Raw genomic sequence first — 19,526 nt, forward strand, 5'->3', positions numbered from 1 at the left:
CCCTTGTTTAAATCATGCTTATCTACAATATGATTTGAATAAGGGGAATATTTTATAGGAGAATCAAGCTCTATTTAGAAATTTCAAAGCAATGCTCTCCCTGTTCGTAATAATACCGTAGACTCAGATGTTGCAAGCGACAAATAGATTCGGCTATTGCTAATCCCAATCCGGTAGAACCTTCCTTCTTAGTCCCCTGGTAGAAACGCTCAAAGATATGTTCCTTATTTAGCGGATGTTCTATTCCTGTATTTCGGAAAGTGATATTATTTTTAGCAACAACTATTCGGATATGTCCTCCGTCTACATTATGCACAAATGCATTTTTTAGAAGATTTGTCAATAAAGCTACTGCCAAAGATTCATTCATTGTAACGTTGAAAATATCTTGTTCTTCAATGCTTGTATCTATATTGCGATAATCATACACTTCTTCATAGTCTTGCAAATACTGTTTGAGAAGTGTATTCAATTCCAATTGTTTGGTATCGGTAAACTGCCCATTATCTATCTTAGTAAGCAATAATAGGGATTTGTTCAGTTTGGTAATGTACTCCAAGGTCTGATGTGTTTTCATCAGTTCTTCCAGTTGCTTTTCTGATAATGAATCATCTTCCATCAGCATTTCCAACCGGTTGCGGCAGATGGCAAGCGGCGTCTGTATCTCATGTGAAGCATTTCCTATAAACTGTTTTTGCTGTTCAAACATCTGTTCTGTACGTTCTACATAACGGGTAGCGGCATCATTCAATTTTCTAAATTCTGTAATTTGAGTGTTATTGTTCAATGGTTCATTCTTTTTCCCGGTTTGATAATTGTCCAACCAATGAAGAAGTACATACAGAGGGCGCATGTTCCGATAGAATACCCACACAGAAATTATAATAATACAGAATAGTAAAGTCACATACAGAAAGATAATCCATACCTGAACAGCATCTTTCAAATCATCTTTTTCTATACTGGGAGTAGATACTGTAAGTTCATGGTATCGTCCCTCGTCATCCTGAAAAATAGTGGTAAGAATACGTGCCGGTTCGGTTTCTCCTTTTTCTTCAATATATACCATGGAGTCCTTGTACTGAATATCTTCCCTATTTTCTGCATACTCTTTACTTACTTCCGTCATATAATACTGATTGTTGGAACCGTTAGTTTTAGAGGGTAGCTCCTCGCCTGCCAATGCACGGATAATAATTGTTTCCGAGTAGTCTTCCAAGGCATCATCCACTTCATCATTCACTTCGTCAATCATCGTGACATAAAAGAAAATAGCCCAAACAGTCAAGATGAGAGTCAGAGCAAGAGTAATGCGAAGAATGATGTAATATATTAATTTCATGGACAATAACTCCTTTTTATTCAATAATTAATTTATATCCGAATCCGTAGACAGCTTTTATTTCAAGGCTTGCACCTGAATCTTTCAGCTTTTTGCGCAGGTTCTTGATTTGGGCATATATGAAGTCGAAGTTATCTACCTGGTCAATATGATCTCCCCACACAGATTCAGCCAGCGTATTTTTATTGATTAACCTTCCGGGGCGATTCATGAAATACAGCAGAATATCATATTCCTTTCTGTTCAGTTCCAGTTCACGACTATCAACGAATACACGGAATTTATCCGGTTCTATCCGAACATTTCCCTGACGAATATCAATCTCTCCATCCTGTTGATGACGACGAATCACGCTTTTTATCCGGGCATTCAGTTCCACTAAATGAAATGGTTTCGGTAAGTAATCATCCGCTCCGAGCTCAAGCCCCAAGACTTTATCTTCTAAAGAATCCTTTGCAGAAATGATAATCACGTTTTCCCGTTTATGGAGAGCTTTCAATCGTTCGAGAAGGTCAAGTCCGCTTCCATCCGGCAACATAATATCCAGCAAGATACAATCATAGTCGTAATCCTCAATTTTACGTAATGCTGAATTGAAGTCACCCGCTGTTTCCACAACATAACGTTCTTTTTCAAGTGAACATTGGATCAGTTCCCTTAAAGACGGCTCGTCTTCTACAATTAATATCTTCATGATTCTTTCTCCTTTCTTTATAAATGCATTACAAAGAAAGGGGATATTTCTGAAATAAAACTGAAATGGGCATAAAAAAGTCGGAAACCATTACTGGTCCCCGACTTTTGATTCTATCAGATTTACTTTCTATAAGCTTAATAAGAACGCGCAAATACTACACGACAAGCAGAAGGTTTACCTGTAACCATACATTTGCCCGGTTCCTTGTCACCCGCAACAAATGAGTCGAACGGGATACAACGGATAGTAGCTTTTGTATCTTCTTTAATCTTTTCTTCTGTTTCGGTAGTTCCGTCCCAATGAGCAAGAATAAAGCCACCTTCTTCGATTTTTTCTTTGAATTCGTCATAGGTATCTACCGATGTAATCTTAGAGTTACGATAGTCTAATGCTTTCTTGTAGATATTTGCCTGTATTTCTTCAAGCAGGTTCTGAACGTATGTCTCGATACCGTCACATGTAACAGTTTCCTTTTCCAATGTATCACGACGCATCACTTCCATTGTATTGTTTTCGAGATCACGACCACCCATTACCAAACGAACAGGAACGCCCTTCAATTCATAATCTGCAAATTTGAATCCCGGACGCTTGTTATCTGCATTATCATATTTCACTGAGATGCCCAGTGCCTTCAATTTAGCAACAATACCTTCCACTTTAGCGTCGATTTGTTTCAGTTGGTCGTCGTTCTTATAGATAGGAACGATAACTACCTGAATCGGAGCCAAATGCGGCGGTAATACCAAACCGTTATCGTCAGAGTGAGTCATAATCAATGCGCCCATCAAACGAGTGGAAACACCCCATGAAGTAGCCCAAACATACTCCATCTTGTTTTCTTTATTAACAAACTGAACATCGAATGCTTTTGCGAAGTTCTGTCCCAAGAAGTGGGAAGTACCACTTTGCAATGCTTTTCCATCCTGCATCATCGCTTCGATTGTGTAAGTATCAAGTGCACCGGCAAAACGTTCGTTAGCTGATTTTACACCTTTTACTACCGGAACAGCCATATATTTTTCAGCGAATTCACCATACACATTCAACATTCTGATAGCTTCTTCTTCCGCTTCTTCACGGGTAGCGTGAGCAGTATGTCCTTCCTGCCACAAGAATTCGGCAGTACGCAAGAACAAACGGGTACGCATCTCCCAACGGAAAACGTTCGCCCATTGATTGCAAAGGATGGGCAGGTCACGATATGACTGAATCCAGTTCTTATAGGTGTTCCAAATAATCGTTTCCGATGTCGGACGGATAATTAATTCTTCTTCCAATTTGGCAGCAGGGTCTACTACTACGCCCGAACCATCTTCCGCATTTTTCAGACGATAGTGTGTGACTACGGCACACTCTTTTGCGAAGCCTTCCACATGCTCCGCTTCGCGACTCAGGAATGATTTCGGGATTAATAACGGGAAATATGCATTTACGTGTCCTGTCTCTTTAAACATGTCATCCAGTTGACGTTGCATTTTCTCCCAAATAGCGTATCCGTAAGGCTTAATCACCATACATCCGCGTACGGCAGACTGCTCTGCCAAATCAGCTTTTACCACCAAATCGTTGTACCACTGTGAGTAGTTTTCACTACGTTTGGTAAGGTCTTTCAGTTCTTTTGCCATTATATTCTTCTATTTAAAATTTTTCGGGTGTTAAAACAGGGTGCAAAAATACGAAAAATGAACGAACTGCGCTCATTCTTCATACATTATTTTCTTTATATCTCATCTAATTCAGAGTCTTCTTCAGTACCATAGGAACAATAATCCGATGAAACGGTTTAATGCAAAAGAAATAAGCTTTTCCCACCCAATTATGATATTTTACCAAGGTCGTGACTTCAATGATTTGTTTATCTGCCAGCATTGAGGTAATAAAAACGTCTACATAGAATAATAAATGCTTATCATCCTTCTGCATAATTGCTTCCCGGGCGTCTTCCTCAATAATAAAATCTTTTGTTTTAAAAGGTTCAGTTTCTATGCCGAAAGGTTTCACAAAACAGGCCCTTATTTTGTATAATAGTTGCAGCCAAGCGGGGTTATGAGCAAAAACTTTTAGAATAATATCTCCAGGAGACAGCTTGTTTCCTGTAACTTCTATGGAAAAAGTATCGCAATAATCTACAGGGAGGTATTTATCTATTTTCTTAGTCATACTCATGCATATTAGAATAAACAAAAAAAAACAGGCAGTATGTAAATATTAACTGCCTGATTTTCAAACGAGCGGTAAACGAGGCTCGAACTCGCGACCCCCAGCTTGGGAAGCTAGTGCTCTACCAACTGAGCTATTACCGCATTGTTATGTTTCTCTGCAAAAAGCCTTCTGAAACGGTGATGCAAAGGTAAACATAATTTTTATATCTCAAATAAAATCTTTGAAATTTTAATGCAAGAAAAAGTATCTTCCATACTTGTTTTGCCAATGGAATAATCTCTGTGCCTTGTAGAATGAACAAACCTGTCTTTTTATCTGTTAGAATAGCTCAAAAATAGATATAACCTAACCAGTATGAAAAAAAATAAGTTACTTTTTGTACTATTGACTTTGTGTTTTTCCATTACCCGAGTAGATGCACAGACACCATTAAGTTTCGAAGAATCGTTGCATCTCCTTAACCAGGGAAATCAGAGCCTGAAGATTGCTGACAAAGGAATTGAGATTGCCAAAGCAGAACGTGACAAACTGAATGCTTTTTGGTATCCCAGTCTTCAGTCTACGGGAGCATTTGTACATATGTCCGAGAAGATTGAAGTAAAGCAACCGTTATCTCAGTTTACAGATCCGGCGAAAGACTTTGTACATTCCATCATTCCGGATGATCAGATTATTTCATCCATATTGGATAAAATTGGGGCGAATACACTTGTGTTTCCTTTAACTCCGAGAAACCTGACAACTGTGGATTTATCAGCAGAATGGGTATTGTTTTCCGGTGGTAAGCGTTTTCGTGCTACTAATATAGGTCGGACAATGGTAGACCTGGCTCGGGAAAACCGTGCACAAGTATCCGCCAGCCAACAGAATTTATTGGCCGAGAGTTATTATGGATTACGATTGGCGCAACAAATCGTGACTGTTCGTGAAGAAACTTACAACGGACTGAAGAAGCATTATGAGAATGCTTTAAAACTTGAAGCTGCCGGAATGATTGACAAAGCAGGACGACTCTTTGCGCAAGTGAATATGGATGAAGCAAAACGGGCATTGGAAGCCGCACGCAAGGAAGAAACCGTAGTGCAAAGCGCGCTCAAAGTATTATTAAATAAAAAGGATACCGATGAGAATATCATTCCCACCTCTCCTCTTTTTATGAATGATTCAATTCCGCCTAAAATGCTTTTTGACCTCTCTGTAAATAGTGGGAACTATGTACTCAACCAACTGCAATTGCAACAACATATCGCCAAACAAGAAGTGCGGATTGCTCAAAGCGGCTACCTGCCCAATATAGCTCTTTTCGGGAAACAGACTTTATATTCACATGGGATACAAAGTAACTTGCTGCCACGTACCATGATAGGAATTGGCTTTACTTGGAATCTCTTTGACGGGCTAGACCGTGAGAAGAAAGTGCGGCAGTCTAAACTGACAGAGCAAACATTGGCATTAGGGCAAATGAAAGCTCGTGATGATCTTGCCGTTGGGGTAGACAAACTCTACACACAATTGCAAAAGGCGCAAGATAATGTAAAAGCATTGAATGCAACGATTGCTTTAAGTGAAGAACTGGTACGCATCCGAAAGAAATCTTTCACAGAAGGGATGGCAACCTCTACCGAAGTTATTGATGCTGAAACCATGCTTGCCAATGTAAAAGTGGCTCGCCTGGCGGCATATTATGAATATGATGTGGCACTGATGAATCTACTTTCACTTTGTGGCACACCTGAACAATTTGCAAACTATCAACCTAAACCGTAACAAACAATGAAACTAGCCAGTAGAACCCTTTCATGGGCTTTCGTCATTATTATGTTAGCTGTGGGCATCTTCACGGCTCTTGGAATCATATTGATGCATAAACAACCGATGGTGCTTCAAGGACAAGCAGAAGCAACAGAAATCCGTATCAGCGGAAAACTTCCCGGACGAATAGATACATTCCTTGTTCAGGAAGGAGACTGGGTGCGCCAAGGTGATACACTTGTCGTAATCAACAGTCCCGAAGTACATGCCAAGTATCAGCAAGTGAATGCATTGGAGCAAGTCGCCGTGCAACAGAACAAGAAAATAGATGCGGGCACCCGTCGTCAGATTGTAGCTACCGCATTGCAACTATGGAATAAGACAAAGAGCGACCTTAGTCTTGCCCAAACGACCTATAACCGTATTCTTACCTTATATAAAGACAGTGTGGTCACTTCTCAGAGAAAAGACGAAGTAGAAGCGATGTACAAAGCGGCTGTCGCAGCCGAGCGCGCTGCTTATGAACAATATCAAATGGCCGTAGACGGTGCGCAGCAGGAAGATAAAGCATCTGCTGCCAGTATGGTAGACGCTGCCCGGAGCACAGTGGACGAAGTCTCTGCTCTATTAGTCGATGCCCGGCTGACAGCGCCTGAAGACGGACAAATAGCAACCATCTTCCCCAAACGTGGAGAATTAGTTGCGCCGGGAACTCCAATCATGAACCTGGTGGTAATGGATGATGTGCATGTCGTTCTCAATGTACGCGAAGACTTGATGCCCCAATTTAAGATGGGAGAAACATTTGTCGCAGATGTACCTGCCATCGGCAAAAAGAATATTGAATTTAAAATCTACTATATTAGTCCATTAGGCAGCTTTGCCACCTGGAAGTCAACCAAACAAACCGGAAGTTATGACTTACGTACATTTGAGATTCATGCCCGTCCTACCCAAAAGGTAGACGACTTGCGTCCCGGTATGTCCGTGTTATTGACACTTAATTAATTGATATAGTAAAATTAATCATAGAATGGATTCATCACAAACATATTCTCCTTTTCGTTCCGTACTGCTCAGGGAGTGGCGGCGAATGACTTCGCGACGTCTTTACTTCGGCGTCTGCATCATTTTGCCGTTGTTTACCCTCTTCTTTATGGCTACAATCTTTGGCAACGGACAAATGGAGAATATCCCTATCGGCATTGTCGATCAGGACAATACAGCCACTTCCCGTGCTATTGTCCGGAATATCTCTGCTGTACCCACCTTCAAAGTGACGAAGCATTATGTGAATGAAGCGGCTGCCCGTGAAGCGGTGCAAAAGAAAGAGATATACGGCTATCTTTCCATTCCTCCGAAATTCGAGCAGGATGCTATCACCGGAAAGAATGCCACCCTCTCCTATTATTATCATTACGCCCTGTTATCGGTAGGTGGTGAACTGATGGCGGCATTTGAAACTTCATTGGCTCCCGTATCCCTTTCACCTATTGTGATGGAAGCTGTATCTTTGGGAGTAGAACAACAGCAGATTACCACATTCCTATTGCCTGTGCAAGCCAGTAATCATCCGATATACAATCCAAGCCTGGATTATTCGGTTTATTTGAGCCAGCCTTTTTTCTTTGTTCTGTTTCAGGTATTGATTCTGCTGACTACCGTATATGCAACCGGCATTGAAATCAAATTCCGTACGGCGACCGATTGGCTGGCTACTGCCAAAGGGAATATGGTAATTGCCATTTTAGGCAAATTACTCCCCTATACCATTATATATATTCTGATAGGATGGTTTGCCAATTATGTGATGTTCGGTATCCTGCATGTTCCGTTTCAAGGGAGTTGGTGGTTTATGAATATGATAACCGCGCTCTTTGTTATCGCGACGCAGGCTCTCGGATTATTTTTATTCTCATTGTTTCCGGCGGTATCACTGGTTATCAGTGTGGTTTCCATGGTTGGTTCTTTAGGCGCAACCTTGTCGGGAGTTACTTTTCCGGTTCCCAATATGTATCCGTTGGTAAGAGATGCTTCTTATCTTTTTCCTGTCCGTCATTTTACGGAAATAATGCAAACCATGCTCTATGGGGGTGGCGGATTCACTCATCTCTGGCCATCGGCCGTGATACTCTGCATCTTCCCGCTACTGGCCTTGTCGCTGCTTCCTCATTTAAAACGAGCCATAGAAAGTCATAAATATGAAAACATTAAATAGAATCCAACAGCTATCGTTCATTATCCGTCGTGAATTTCTCGCCATAAGCACCAGTTATGCCGTTCTGTTAGTGCTGATGGGTGGAATCTTCATGTACGGATTACTCTATAATTATATGTATGCCCCCAATATTGTAACAGATATACCTGTTGCCGTGGTAGATAATTCGCATAGTGAATTGAGCCGGAATTTTATCCGTTGGCTGGATGCCACTCCCCAGGCGGAAATTTATGATCAGGCGATAGATTATCACGAAGCCAAAGAGTGGATGAAGGAAGGGAAAGTACAGGGAATCGTCTATCTTCCACACGACTTCGAAGAGCGGGTCTTTCGCGGAGATGAAGCCGTATTCTCTTTGTATGCCACAACCGATGCTTTTTTATATTTTGAAGCCTTGCAGGGAGCTTCTTCCCGTGTCATGCTGGCAATCAATGATAAATACCGCCCGGATGGAGCAGTATTCCTTCCACCTCAGGGATTACTGGCCGTAGCTATGGCAAAACCCGTAAATGTGGCGGGAACAGCACTCTATAATTATACAGAAGGATATGGCTCTTATCTGATTCCGGCAGTTATGATGATTATTATTTTCCAGACTTTACTGATGGTTATTGGTATGGTGACCGGAGACGAATATACCAATAGGGGAATTCGTGCTTACACTCCCTTTGGGCATGGTTGGGGAGTCGCCATTCGCATTGTGGCGGGAAAGACATTCGTATATTGCGCTCTTTATGCCGTTTTTTCCTTCTTCCTGCTAGGCTTACTTCCTTATTTCTTTAGTATTCCCAACATAGGAAACGGATTGTACATCCTGCTATTGTTAATTCCTTACCTGATGGCAACTTCTTTCCTGGGATTGGCAGCTTCCCGTTATTTCACTGATTCGGAAGCGCCGCTGCTTATGATTGCTTTCTTTTCAGTCGGATTGATTTTCCTTTCCGGTGTTTCCTATCCGATGGAGTTAATGCCCTGGTATTGGAAGATTGCACATTATATTCTTCCGGCTGCGCCGGGCACACTAGCCTTTGTCAAATTGAATTCCATGGGAGCCAGTATGGCAGATATAAGACCGGAATATATCACCTTGTGGATTCAGGCAGCTGTTTATTTCGTATTGAGCATATGGGTATATAAGAAGAAATTAAATGTAAGGTCTAATTAATTAAATTAACCAAACAAACGAGATGCGTAATTCGTGTAGAATGGAAAAATATTTCTCAAATAATGCAAGTTATTTAAATGAATAGTCAACTTTAGTAACAAAAGCTATTCTAAATGAAATATTTAGGGCAGAATATCTCCTATTTCTTTGCTTTTTTCATTGTTTTTGTATAATTTCGTTAACCATTATTTTCTATAATCGTTAGAAGTAATTTAAAAACATATGTTTATATGAAATACATTATCTATCTTCTCTTCCTTTTTCCTATTTGCGCCACTGCACAAACATACAAATACATAGGAACAGAAAACGGTTTAAGTAATCGTAGAATATTCAGTATTAAGAAAGATGCTCAAGGGTATATGTGGTTTCTTACTGACGAAGGCATGGACCGTTATAATGGCAAAGATATTAAACATTATAAACTAAACAAAGAAGACAGTACGCTCGAAGCTCCTATTCATTTGGGATGGATATACACAACCCCACAGATAGGAACATGGGTTATCGGCAAACAAGGACGCATTTTTCATTATGAAACGAAATATGACGATTTTAAGATGGTGTATAAGTTGCCGGATAGCATGGAAACTATTAGTTATGGTTATATGGATCGTAACGACAATTTTTGGTTATGCCGCAAACATTCCATATTACTCTATAATGCCAAAGATGGGCAGATCATCCAATTCCCCAATGTATTACATAGCAATATCACAGCAATAGAACAGGTAGATGAACAACATTTCTTTATAGCAACAGAGACAGGCGTCCGGTATACAAAGTTGGAAAACGATGTTCTTGAAATCATCCCTGTTGAAACACTTGACTATTTTCATGCACAAGTCAGCGAACTCTATTATCACCAGCCATTGCAAAGGCTGGTGATAGGTTCATTCGAAAGAGGAATGTTTGTATATGACATGAAGAGACAGGAGATAATAAAACCTGAAGCAGACTTGAGCGATGTCAATATAACCTGCATCGTACCATTGGACGAATCGCAACTATTGATATCAACGGAAGGAATGGGAGTATATAAGATTGATATAAACACCTGTAAATTGGATCATTATATTGTGGCAAACTATCAAAGTTATAATGAGATGAACGGTAATAATATCAATGATGTCTTTGTCGATGAAGAAAAGCGGATATGGCTTTCCAATTATCCAACCGGAGTCACGGTGATAGATTATCGCTACGAAAATTATCATTGGATGAAACATGCCATGGGCAATAAACAGTCGTTAATCAATGACCAGGTACATGCGGTAATTGAAGACAATGATGGTGATTTATGGTTTGGAACCAGTAATGGTATCAGTCTTTATAATTCCAGGACAGGTCAATGGTATTCGTTCCTGAGTTCCTTCGATCAGCAATTGAAAGATAAAAACCATATCTTCATTACTTTGTGTGAAGTATCTCCCGGCATTATTTGGGCAGGGGGCTACACTTCGGGCATTTATAAAATAAACAAGCATACCTTATCAGTTGAATACTTCTCCCCTTACCTGCTTACTCCTATTAATATGCGTCCGGATAAATATATTCGTGACATGATAAAAGATTCGAAGGGATATATATGGTCGGGCGGATACTATAACCTGAAATGCTTTGATTTGACCACTAACAGCGTTCATCTATATCCCGGAGTGACTTCGATTACTTCTATAGTAGAACATGACAAAGACCATATGTGGATTGGAACGGCTGCCGGTGTATATCTGTTAGATAGAAACACAGGCAAATACCAATTTGTTGAAACAGGGATAGGAGCTTCATATATCAATTCACTTTATCAGTCAAATGATGGACTACTATACATCGGGACAAACGGTGCGGGTGTTCTTGTATATGATATAAAGAACCAAAACATTGAGCACTATTACACTGATAATTCGGCATTGGTTTCCAACAGGATATTTACAATATTACCGGAAGCGGACGGACGTATCATGATGAGTACGGAGAATGGAATCACTTGTTTCTTCACCAAAGAAAAAGTATTTCATAACTGGACCAGAGGCGAAGGATTATTACCTGCCTATTTTAATGCTTCTTCGGGTACATTACGTAAGAACAAGAACTTTGTATTCGGTAGTACAGACGGAGCCATCGAAATTCCGGAGAATGTAACATTCCCGCATTACAAATTTTCCAAAATGATATTTAGTGACTTTCAACTGTCTTATCAGCCCGTTTATCCGGATGAGAAAAACTCCCCTTTAAAAGAATGTATAGATAAAACAGAAGTCTTGAAACTAAAGCATAATAAAAATACGTTCTCTCTCGTAGTTTCCACTATCAATTATGATTCTCCGGGAAATGCGCTCTATTCCTGGAAATTAGAAGGATTTTATGAAAAATGGACACAACCTGGAGCAAGTAATTTAATACGTTTCACCAATTTGCCTCCGGGAAAATATACCCTCCGTGTACGTGCCGTATCCAGGGAAGAACATGATGTCGTCTTTGAGGAACGTGCAATGAAAATCATCATTACACAACCATTTTGGTCTACCTGGTGGGCTATCCTATGCTACGTATTGTTAGTTATTTGGGGATTCTCTTTTATCATACGCATGATAAACCTGCGAAAGCAAAAGAAAATATCGGATGAAAAGACGCAGTTCTTTATTAATACAGCGCATGATATACGTACTCCGCTAACTTTGATAAAAGCGCCTTTACAAGAATTACTTGAGGAAGAGACCCTCTCCGAGATTGGCATTACCCGTACACAAACCGCATTAAGGAATGTAGATTCGCTCTTGCGAATGTCTTCCAATCTCATTAATTTCGAACGTACCGATGTATATTCTTCCAAGTTATGCATTTCGGAGTATGAGTTAAATACCTATATGAAAGAAGTGCGTGACGCATTTACCAATTATGCCACCCTTAAAAATATAGATTTTACTTACGAGAGTACTTTCAATTATTTGAATGTATGGTTCGATAAAGATAAAATGGATTCTATTTTGAAGAATATAATATCGAATTCATTAAAGTATACTCCTGAAAGTGGGAAGGTCAGCGTCTCCGTTTCTGAAACGAGTGACTCCTGGAAGGTAGTAATTACCGACACAGGTATCGGTATTCCTTCAACGGAACAAAGTAAGTTGTTCAAACTTCATTTCCGTGCCAGCAACGCTATTAACTCTAAAGTTACAGGTAGCGGTATAGGATTGATGCTGGTAGGTAAACAGGTTCGTCTTCATGGCGGTAAGATTAATGTGGAGAGCGTTGAGCAGCAAGGCACTACTGTGAGAATCGTTTTCCCAAAAGATACCAGGCATCTTCAGGATTCAGAACAGAAGCCGTCTACCGAATCAGACCTGAAAACACCGGAACTGACTGTTCCGGGTACATTTAAGAGTGTTGCAAATGCTGCGGATAATGCGGACGCGCAACGTGTGCTTGTTGTAGAAGACAATGACGAGTTACGTTCATATCTTGTCAGCCTGCTTTCCCCTTTATATAATGTACAAGCCTGTGGCAACGGTAAGGAAGCATTGATTATCGTGAAAGAATTTTGGCCGGAGCTTATTCTTACTGATGTTATGATGCCCGAAATGCGGGGTGATGAGCTGTGCGTTGCCATAAAGAACGACATTGAAACTTCACATATCCCGGTACTGCTGCTTACGGCATTAGGAGAAGAAAAAAACATATTGGAAGGACTGGCGATTGGTGCGGACGAATATATTATCAAGCCTTTCAATGTGACCATATTGAGAGAAAGTATCAAAAACCTGTTGAACAACCGGGCATTGCTGCGTAGCAGATATGCCAATCCGAATATGGATATGGGGGCAATGGTACCATCGGCAAAAGGAGCCAATAGTCTTGACTGGAAATTCATCTCAGAGGTAAGGCAAAGTGTAGAGGACAATCTTGATAATACAGGTTTGACAGTTAATGTACTTTGCGAGATACATCATATGAGTCGTACAAGTTTCTATAGCAAACTGAGAGCCTTGACCGGGCAGTCTCCTACGGCATTTATTCGAACTACCCGTTTGAAACGTGCAGCCGAACTCTTAAAGGAAGGAAGGCATAACATTACTGAAATATCAGAAATGACCGGTTTCTCTGAAACCAAATATTTCCGGGAAGTATTCAAGAAATATTATAAGATGAGTCCGAGCCAATATGCTAAAAGTGGCGGAAGCACCTCTCCTATCCTTACAGAAGAGGATGATTCCGAAGATGAAGATTCAGACGATTGATTAGTTACGAATCAGGTACTTAATGAATAAGTAACCACCAAATACTTGCAGGCACATTCCGGGAATACCGATGCGGAAATCCTGGATGGCCTTGTAGAAGCTGCCGACGTAGGCCCATTCTCCTAATGTTCCTATGACTTGGTAGGTAAGTACTACGCCTGCCAAAACGGGTATTGATATGTGTCCTGAACGTTGTGCAGTCCATCCGGCGGCAATAGCCAGCAATACGGATTTCAGCAAAATGGCAGGCAGCGCGACAGGCATTGGCATTCCGAAAAGCAAAGAGTTTATAACAGGTGAAAGGATAGCAGTCAGCAGACCGACTTTCCAACCATACTTATAAGCTCCGATGAGCGTAAAGAAATAAATAGGTAGCCAGGTTATTCCTCCTTGCGGTATGAGATGAAATAACTGGGGCAAAAGCAAATTACCAATGATGAATAACGAGGCTACCAAATAAGTTTTCACATTGTTATAGTGTAGCGAATAGAGTTTTACAGTTGTCGATTCCATATTCATTTTATTATTTAAAAGTTCAAATTAATACCACCCATACATGTAGCTTTCGGCATGGGATAACCTGCATTTATTTCATAACGTTGTGCCAGCAGGTTCTCTCCTTTCACAAAGAGATTGGCGAAACGGCAGAGACGATAATTCCCCCGAAGGTTCCATAAAACAAAGTTTTCTTGTTGTTCGTTTCTTTTAATAACAGAGGTATAGAGCCCTTTCACATATTGCAGTCCTGTTGATACGCTCCAACGTCCCGAAGAATAATCGACTCCTGCATACAGTTTATGTTCAGGAGCGGCAAGAACCGGATTCTCCATATGCAACCAGCTATAATTGGCATTGACATTCCAATGCGAGTTAATATGGTAATTGATATTGGTTTCAATACCCCAATTCTCAATTTCCCCGGAATTGATATTTAGTGGCGGAACCAGTCCGTTTGACATGATTACGTTATCACCATTGATATAATAAAGATTCACTCCATAAGACAATGCATCCCCTAATAAACGCTGTGAATACGAAAGTTCATAGCTCATCAGTTTTTCCGGTTTCAGTTCAGGATTGGCGGGAGCAAACATATACATTTCACGAATCGTCGGATTGCGGTACCCTTTGCTGACCATTGCTTTAAGTTCCGCACTTTTCGGCAAATGAAAGGCTAATCCTCCTTGTGGAATCCATTCTGTGCCTACATGAGAATGATAATCTACACGGATACCCGCATCCAATGAGAACCAGTTATTTATATCCTGACGGAAATCAACATATCCTGCAAATTCATCCAGTTGCTTGTCAACTCCCGGTTTACGTTCACCCGTAGCTACCACCTTATTCCAGGATTCACCGCCGAAATGCTGATAATCAAACCCTACTGTAATACGATTGCTGGTAAAGAAAGTAGCGCTCTGATACCACGATACACCCAGCATTTTGTCTTTAGAATTAAAATGCGCCGTCTGCGGTTCCTTTCCCGGCTGATAACCGTCGTTTATCTTATGCCTTCCCCAGTTATAGAAAAAGCTCAATGCACCCGATGTATTGCCATAATGGTTCTCCAATGCAAATGAAGTCATTCCACGAGTGATGCGTGAATCATTGTCGATAAGCGGAGTCTGAACCGTTCCCGGATTAGAAGCATTGAAATGGGTAACGTTGACATCTCCCCACAGTTTCCAAAAAGAGCTTATATCGTATCCCAACTTTGCATATCCGCCATATTGTTCGAATTCCATATCCGGTCGATGCCCGTCTGTCCGGTTGTAAGAACCAGTTACAATACTGCTGAAACGCCCTTTCTTAACACGATTGGAAAATTCAGTCTGCAATGTATTGTATGAACCATATCCGACTTGCATATTGGTATTTACTCCTTCTTCCTGTTGCTTCCGGGTGACAATATTGATAACTCCACCCATAGCATTCGAACCATAAAGAACAGATGCCGGGCCACGCAAAACCTCCACTTTTTCAGCCATCATAGACTGATAAGCATCCGCTATCGGATGTCCCATTAACCCCATATATTGAGGATGACCGTCAATTAAAACCAATAATCCTGTCGTAGGGCTGCCACCGATACCACGCAGGCTCATACCGCCCGCAGCTCCGTTTGACACCCCATATCCCATCATACCACGGCTGGTAGTAAACAATCCCGGAACTTGTTCCGTCAGCAACGGTAAAAGAGAAGGCTCATATCTTTTCTCAATCTGTTGTCTTCCTACGACGGAGATAGTCATCGGAAGATGGCGTACATCCGTTTCATTCCGTGTTCCTGTGACTACCACCTCGTCGATAACATAATTCTTTCGGACGTGCGCGCTGTCTCTCTTTGTCTGCGCCACTCCCGAAACGGAAAGCAGGCCGGCAAACAGAAACAGACAAGTTACATTCTTTCTTGTACTCATACTTTATTTCGTGTTTCTAATTCCTTTCTTTTTCATTTCTTGCTTCTGATTCTTTCAAGAAAATCACGAATCAGTGGCAAAATATCTTCAGCCGATTCTTCTTCGCTACACATCGTTTCCACAGGGCACCATCCCGTGTGGTCGCGATTCCATATAAAAGGTACTTCCTCTACAAAATCGACTTTCACATCCGATGTCCGAAACAAGTCCATAGCTTTCGAACTGATAACGTCTGTGTACAGTTCTTTTATACCACCTAAAATCATCAAGGCAGCAGCCCCTTTTCCAACTACTTTATCAGCAATCAAAGCCCCTTGAAGAAACTCCGGCTCCTGAGTCAGCAAATCGTATAAATCGGCTACCCCACGTTGGGTAAAAGTACGTACTTTACCTTTATTGGCAATCACACAGGAATATCCTCCTATATGCAAAATATTAATTAACTCTTTCATTATAAAGTACCTTGTTTCAATTGTTCTACAAATTGGTCAATCCGATGCAGTTCTTTCGGTATATCAATATTCTGCGGGCAATGCGCCACACACTGGTTGCATCCGATACAGTGGCTTGCCTGACGAAGTTTCGGTACGCTACGGTCATACCCAATAAGAAATGCACGACGGGCTTTTGCATAATTTTCATCCTGTCCGTTCTTGGGCACATTACCTTCATTGACACAACGATTGTAATGCAGAAGAACAGCCGGAATATCCAGTCCATACGGACAAGGCATACAATACTTACAGTCATTGCAGGGAATAGTAGGATATTTCAGCATTAACTGTGCCGTCTCTTCAAGAAAATCCTTTTCTTCATCCGTCAGTGGTTCCAACGGAGAATAAGTGCGGAGATTATCTTGCAGATGCTCCATATAAGTCATGCCACTTAATACTGTCAGTATATCCGGGAAAGAACCCGCAAAGCGGAAAGCCCAGGAAGCAACACTGTTTTCGGGACGGCGTTGTTTGAGACGTGCCACCAGGTTATCATTCAACTTAGACAGACGTCCACCCAAAAGCGGTTCCATAATAATAGACGGGATTCCTCTCTTGTTCAATTCACCATACAGATATTCGGCGTCCGTATTTCGTGTATTCGTTTCTTTCGCATGTTTCCAGTCCACGTAGTTGAGCTGTATCTGCACAAAGTCCCATTTAATTTCATCATGCCGTGACAGCAGATAATCATATACCTCTATATCTCCATGATAAGAGAATCCAAGATTACGAATACGTCCCGCTTCGCGTTCTTTTATGAGGAAGTCAAGCATACCGTTATCCAAATACCGCCCTTTAAGAGCATCCATTCCACCCATACCAATGCCATGAAGCAGCATATAGTCGATGTAATCAACCTGAAGGTCAGTAAATGATTTATGATACATTTTGAGTGATGCTTCCCGTGACCATGTATCCGGTGAAAAATTGGATAATTTGGTAGCGATAAAGAATTTATCCCGGGGATGGCGGCTTAACGCAATTCCTGTTGACCGTTCGGAGAAGCCCTGTACATAAGCCGGAGACGTATCGAAATAGTTCACTCCATGGGCAATGGCATAATCTATCAATCCGTTGACAGCCTCTTGGTCTATCACTTCACCGTTACCGTCGGGAGCTGGTTTGAGCGGCCAGCGCATACAACCATATCCCAAAAGTGAAACACGATCACCGGTAGTTGGAGATGTCCGGTAAGTCATTTTATCAGTCGGTATCTCCCCTTCTCCCGTGGCACTGCCCGAAGCGGAGTTGTTTTTTGAAGAACATCCGTATAGTAAGCCTGTCGACGTGGCAGCACTGATACCTACAATCTTAATGAAATCTCTTCTGTTTATATCTTTTTTCTTTTTTTCTTCCATAATCTTATACTGATTTATTAAATCAAATAATTCTGTGCATTTGATGTCCGGTCACGTAGATGGCACTGAACGGACGAGAAGGACAAAGATTCTCACAAGCTCCGCAGCCGATACACTTCTCTACGTTCACTACCGGAATCTTTGGAGAATCCGACTTTTCAGAATCGGATGCCACCATCTGAATAGCTCCAGTAGGACAATGGCGGGCACAGTTGCCACACTCCATTCCATCGGTCAATGGCACACAATTCTCCTTTATCCATACAGCGTGACCGATTTGAATAGCTGATTTTTCAGCCAAGCTGGTCAAGTGAATAGCATCTGTCGGGCATACTTCCGCACATTTCGCACATTCAGGACGACAATATCCGCGCTCATATGACATTTCGGGTTGCATCAGAGTCATCAGATTATCAGAAGGGCGCAACACTTGGTTGGGGCATACGGAGACGCACAACTGGCAAGCAGTGCAATGCTGCGCAAAATTACGGGCACTTAATGACCCCGGCGGATAAATAGGATTCTCCCGACTGGGAATCTTCTTGTCTTCAATAGCAGCCAATCCTCCATCCACTTTCTTTTCCTGGGCTTTCAATACGGAAGTCGTAGCAAAGATTGCCGATGCTGAAAGAAAACTACGGCGGGCATTGTCTACCTGTTCCGCAGTAACAGAGTGCACTTTGACTGTTTCTACCGCAGACGCATCTTTTGTGGCAGTCCGTCTCGTGTACTTGATAGCTCCACGTTTGCACTTATCCAGGCAATCCATACAAGCTACACACCGGCTGTAATCAATCTCATGGTTTTTGGAATTAATACATGATGCTTTGCAGTTACGCGCACATAAGCCACAGCCATTACATTTGGAAGTATCAATCACGGGTTTGAATATCGCATACTTGGAAATGAATCCCAATACAGTACCCACAGGGCATATTGTATTGCAATATGTACGCCCGTTGCGCCATGCCAAGACGCCGAGAACTATAAAGGTAACTACAGCGAAAAGAAGCGTTGAAAGGCTTTTCATCCAAACATCCACTTCATAAAAGGCATAACTGTCCATTCGTTCGGCAAAATATGCCAACAGGTTATTTCCCCATTGCCATACCGGTGAAAAGAGACTGGAAGCTATCCGGCCGTACGCACTATAAGGTGCTATCAGAATAGCCAAAGAATTCAGCCCTGCAGCCATCATAATAATAAATACTCCTAAAACACCATATCGCAACCATTTCATTGCAGGTGAATAGCGAAAGCGGTTCTTCTTTTGCTTGCCTGATACCCAGGAGATAATATCCTGGAATACCCCCAACGGACAAATAATCGAGCAATACACACGCCCGAAAAGGAAGGTAAGCACAACAAGAAACAATACGACACCTATATTCAAGGCTAATAAAGCCGGCAGAAATTGAATTTTCGCCAACCATCCAAACCAAGTGTGCAATGTCCCTGTGAAGTCAAGAAACAACAGGGTAATAAGCGTGAAGCACACGATGGCGGCTGTAAGTCTGATAGTACGCAGCATAAATTTATTAATTTTCAAATATACTCTAATTTATCGATGCAAATTTAGACAGATAGATTTGTTTAAAGAGTATATATATTACCGAAAGTTATACCAAAATTACAGATTCATTATCTTTTAACACAAAATAGTCTGTCAA

Annotated in this window: 14 protein-coding genes and 1 tRNA gene; 5 read left to right on the forward strand and 10 right to left on the reverse strand. The window is 41.3% G+C overall.

Annotated elements, in window-relative coordinates; all coding sequences use genetic code 11:
* Nucleotides 1-70: 70 nt before the first annotated feature.
* The 5 genes from HC965_RS09820 to HC965_RS09840 form a co-directional block, all read right to left on the reverse strand.
* A complete protein-coding gene (locus tag HC965_RS09820; RefSeq protein ID WP_191031308.1) occupies nt 71-1,342 on the reverse strand; it encodes a HAMP domain-containing sensor histidine kinase in 1,272 nt (423 codons plus the stop codon).
* A gap of 16 nt (nt 1,343-1,358) precedes the next feature.
* Nucleotides 1,359-2,036 carry a response regulator transcription factor gene (locus HC965_RS09825; protein ID WP_191031309.1) on the reverse strand — a complete coding sequence of 226 codons (678 nt, stop codon included), beginning with the start codon at nt 2,034-2,036 and terminating at the stop codon, nt 1,359-1,361.
* A gap of 137 nt (nt 2,037-2,173) precedes the next feature.
* Complete coding sequence (gene proS / locus HC965_RS09830) at nt 2,174-3,667, reverse strand: proline--tRNA ligase (protein ID WP_191031310.1); 1,494 nt, start codon at nt 3,665-3,667, stop codon at nt 2,174-2,176.
* A gap of 106 nt (nt 3,668-3,773) precedes the next feature.
* Nucleotides 3,774-4,202 (reverse strand): DUF2867 domain-containing protein, encoded by a 429-nt coding sequence (locus tag HC965_RS09835; RefSeq protein ID WP_191031311.1) that lies wholly within the window; start codon nt 4,200-4,202, stop codon nt 3,774-3,776.
* A 70-nt stretch (nt 4,203-4,272) separates the two neighbouring features.
* Nucleotides 4,273-4,345: transfer RNA gene (locus tag HC965_RS09840), tRNA-Gly, on the reverse strand.
* A 214-nt stretch (nt 4,346-4,559) separates the two neighbouring features.
* Here HC965_RS09840 and HC965_RS09845 point away from each other — a divergent pair.
* From HC965_RS09845 to HC965_RS09865, 5 genes are all read left to right on the forward strand, one after another.
* Nucleotides 4,560-5,972: a TolC family protein gene (locus tag HC965_RS09845; protein ID WP_191031312.1), complete on the forward strand. Its 1,413-nt coding sequence runs from the start codon at nt 4,560-4,562 to the stop codon at nt 5,970-5,972.
* Nucleotides 5,973-5,978: 6 nt separating this feature from the next.
* Nucleotides 5,979-6,965, forward strand: coding sequence for an HlyD family secretion protein (locus tag HC965_RS09850; RefSeq protein ID WP_191031313.1), 987 nt, complete (start codon nt 5,979-5,981; stop codon nt 6,963-6,965).
* A 25-nt stretch (nt 6,966-6,990) separates the two neighbouring features.
* The gene (locus HC965_RS09855) at nt 6,991-8,175 is read left to right on the forward strand and encodes an ABC transporter permease (RefSeq protein WP_191031314.1); all 1,185 of its coding nucleotides are present in this window, start codon (nt 6,991-6,993) and stop codon (nt 8,173-8,175) included.
* Nucleotides 8,159-9,340 carry an ABC transporter permease gene (locus HC965_RS09860; protein WP_191031315.1) on the forward strand — a complete coding sequence of 394 codons (1,182 nt, stop codon included), beginning with the start codon at nt 8,159-8,161 and terminating at the stop codon, nt 9,338-9,340. Before HC965_RS09855 ends, HC965_RS09860 begins: the two co-directional genes overlap by 17 nt.
* A gap of 230 nt (nt 9,341-9,570) precedes the next feature.
* Nucleotides 9,571-13,578, forward strand: coding sequence for a two-component regulator propeller domain-containing protein (locus HC965_RS09865; RefSeq protein WP_191031316.1), 4,008 nt, complete (start codon nt 9,571-9,573; stop codon nt 13,576-13,578).
* Here HC965_RS09865 and HC965_RS09870 read toward each other — a convergent pair whose 3' ends face one another.
* The 5 genes from HC965_RS09870 to HC965_RS09890 are packed head-to-tail and all read right to left on the reverse strand — an operon-like array spanning nt 13,579 to nt 19,387.
* Nucleotides 13,579-14,091, reverse strand: a complete 513-nt coding sequence (locus HC965_RS09870; protein ID WP_191031317.1) for an ECF transporter S component — start codon at nt 14,089-14,091, stop codon at nt 13,579-13,581.
* A 14-nt stretch (nt 14,092-14,105) separates the two neighbouring features.
* The gene (locus HC965_RS09875; RefSeq protein WP_223854799.1) at nt 14,106-16,001 is read right to left on the reverse strand and encodes a TonB-dependent receptor; all 1,896 of its coding nucleotides are present in this window, start codon (nt 15,999-16,001) and stop codon (nt 14,106-14,108) included.
* Between the two features lie 32 nt (nt 16,002-16,033).
* Complete coding sequence (locus HC965_RS09880; protein WP_191031318.1) at nt 16,034-16,453, reverse strand: DUF1893 domain-containing protein; 420 nt, start codon at nt 16,451-16,453, stop codon at nt 16,034-16,036.
* The gene (locus tag HC965_RS09885; protein ID WP_191031319.1) at nt 16,453-17,856 is read right to left on the reverse strand and encodes an aldo/keto reductase; all 1,404 of its coding nucleotides are present in this window, start codon (nt 17,854-17,856) and stop codon (nt 16,453-16,455) included. Before HC965_RS09885 ends, HC965_RS09880 begins: the two co-directional genes overlap by 1 nt.
* Before the next feature lie 22 nt (nt 17,857-17,878).
* Nucleotides 17,879-19,387, reverse strand: a complete 1,509-nt coding sequence (locus HC965_RS09890; protein ID WP_191031414.1) for a 4Fe-4S binding protein — start codon at nt 19,385-19,387, stop codon at nt 17,879-17,881.
* Between the last annotated feature and the right edge of the window lie 139 nt (nt 19,388-19,526).

Origin of the sequence: Bacteroides sp. GM023, from assembly GCF_014750685.1 — a bacterium.
Lineage (GTDB): Bacteria > Bacteroidota > Bacteroidia > Bacteroidales > Bacteroidaceae > Bacteroides.

Bases quoted from the DNA above. Each gene is read 5' to 3' on its own strand.
- HC965_RS09820 (WP_191031308.1), bottom strand. From the start codon at position 1,342: ATGAAATTAATATATTACATCATTCTTCGCATTACTCTTGCTCTGACT.
- HC965_RS09825 (WP_191031309.1), bottom strand. From the start codon at position 2,036: ATGAAGATATTAATTGTAGAAGACGAGCCGTCTTTAAGGGAACTGATC.
- proS (WP_191031310.1), bottom strand. From the start codon at position 3,667: ATGGCAAAAGAACTGAAAGACCTTACCAAACGTAGTGAAAACTACTCA.
- HC965_RS09835 (WP_191031311.1), bottom strand. From the start codon at position 4,202: ATGACTAAGAAAATAGATAAATACCTCCCTGTAGATTATTGCGATACT.
- HC965_RS09845 (WP_191031312.1), top strand. From the start codon at position 4,560: ATGAAAAAAAATAAGTTACTTTTTGTACTATTGACTTTGTGTTTTTCC.
- HC965_RS09850 (WP_191031313.1), top strand. From the start codon at position 5,979: ATGAAACTAGCCAGTAGAACCCTTTCATGGGCTTTCGTCATTATTATG.
- HC965_RS09855 (WP_191031314.1), top strand. From the start codon at position 6,991: ATGGATTCATCACAAACATATTCTCCTTTTCGTTCCGTACTGCTCAGG.
- HC965_RS09860 (WP_191031315.1), top strand. From the start codon at position 8,159: ATGAAAACATTAAATAGAATCCAACAGCTATCGTTCATTATCCGTCGT.
- HC965_RS09865 (WP_191031316.1), top strand. From the start codon at position 9,571: ATGAAATACATTATCTATCTTCTCTTCCTTTTTCCTATTTGCGCCACT.
- HC965_RS09870 (WP_191031317.1), bottom strand. From the start codon at position 14,091: ATGGAATCGACAACTGTAAAACTCTATTCGCTACACTATAACAATGTG.
- HC965_RS09875 (WP_223854799.1), bottom strand. From the start codon at position 16,001: ATGAGTACAAGAAAGAATGTAACTTGTCTGTTTCTGTTTGCCGGCCTG.
- HC965_RS09880 (WP_191031318.1), bottom strand. From the start codon at position 16,453: ATGAAAGAGTTAATTAATATTTTGCATATAGGAGGATATTCCTGTGTG.
- HC965_RS09885 (WP_191031319.1), bottom strand. From the start codon at position 17,856: ATGGAAGAAAAAAAGAAAAAAGATATAAACAGAAGAGATTTCATTAAG.
- HC965_RS09890 (WP_191031414.1), bottom strand. From the start codon at position 19,387: ATGCTGCGTACTATCAGACTTACAGCCGCCATCGTGTGCTTCACGCTT.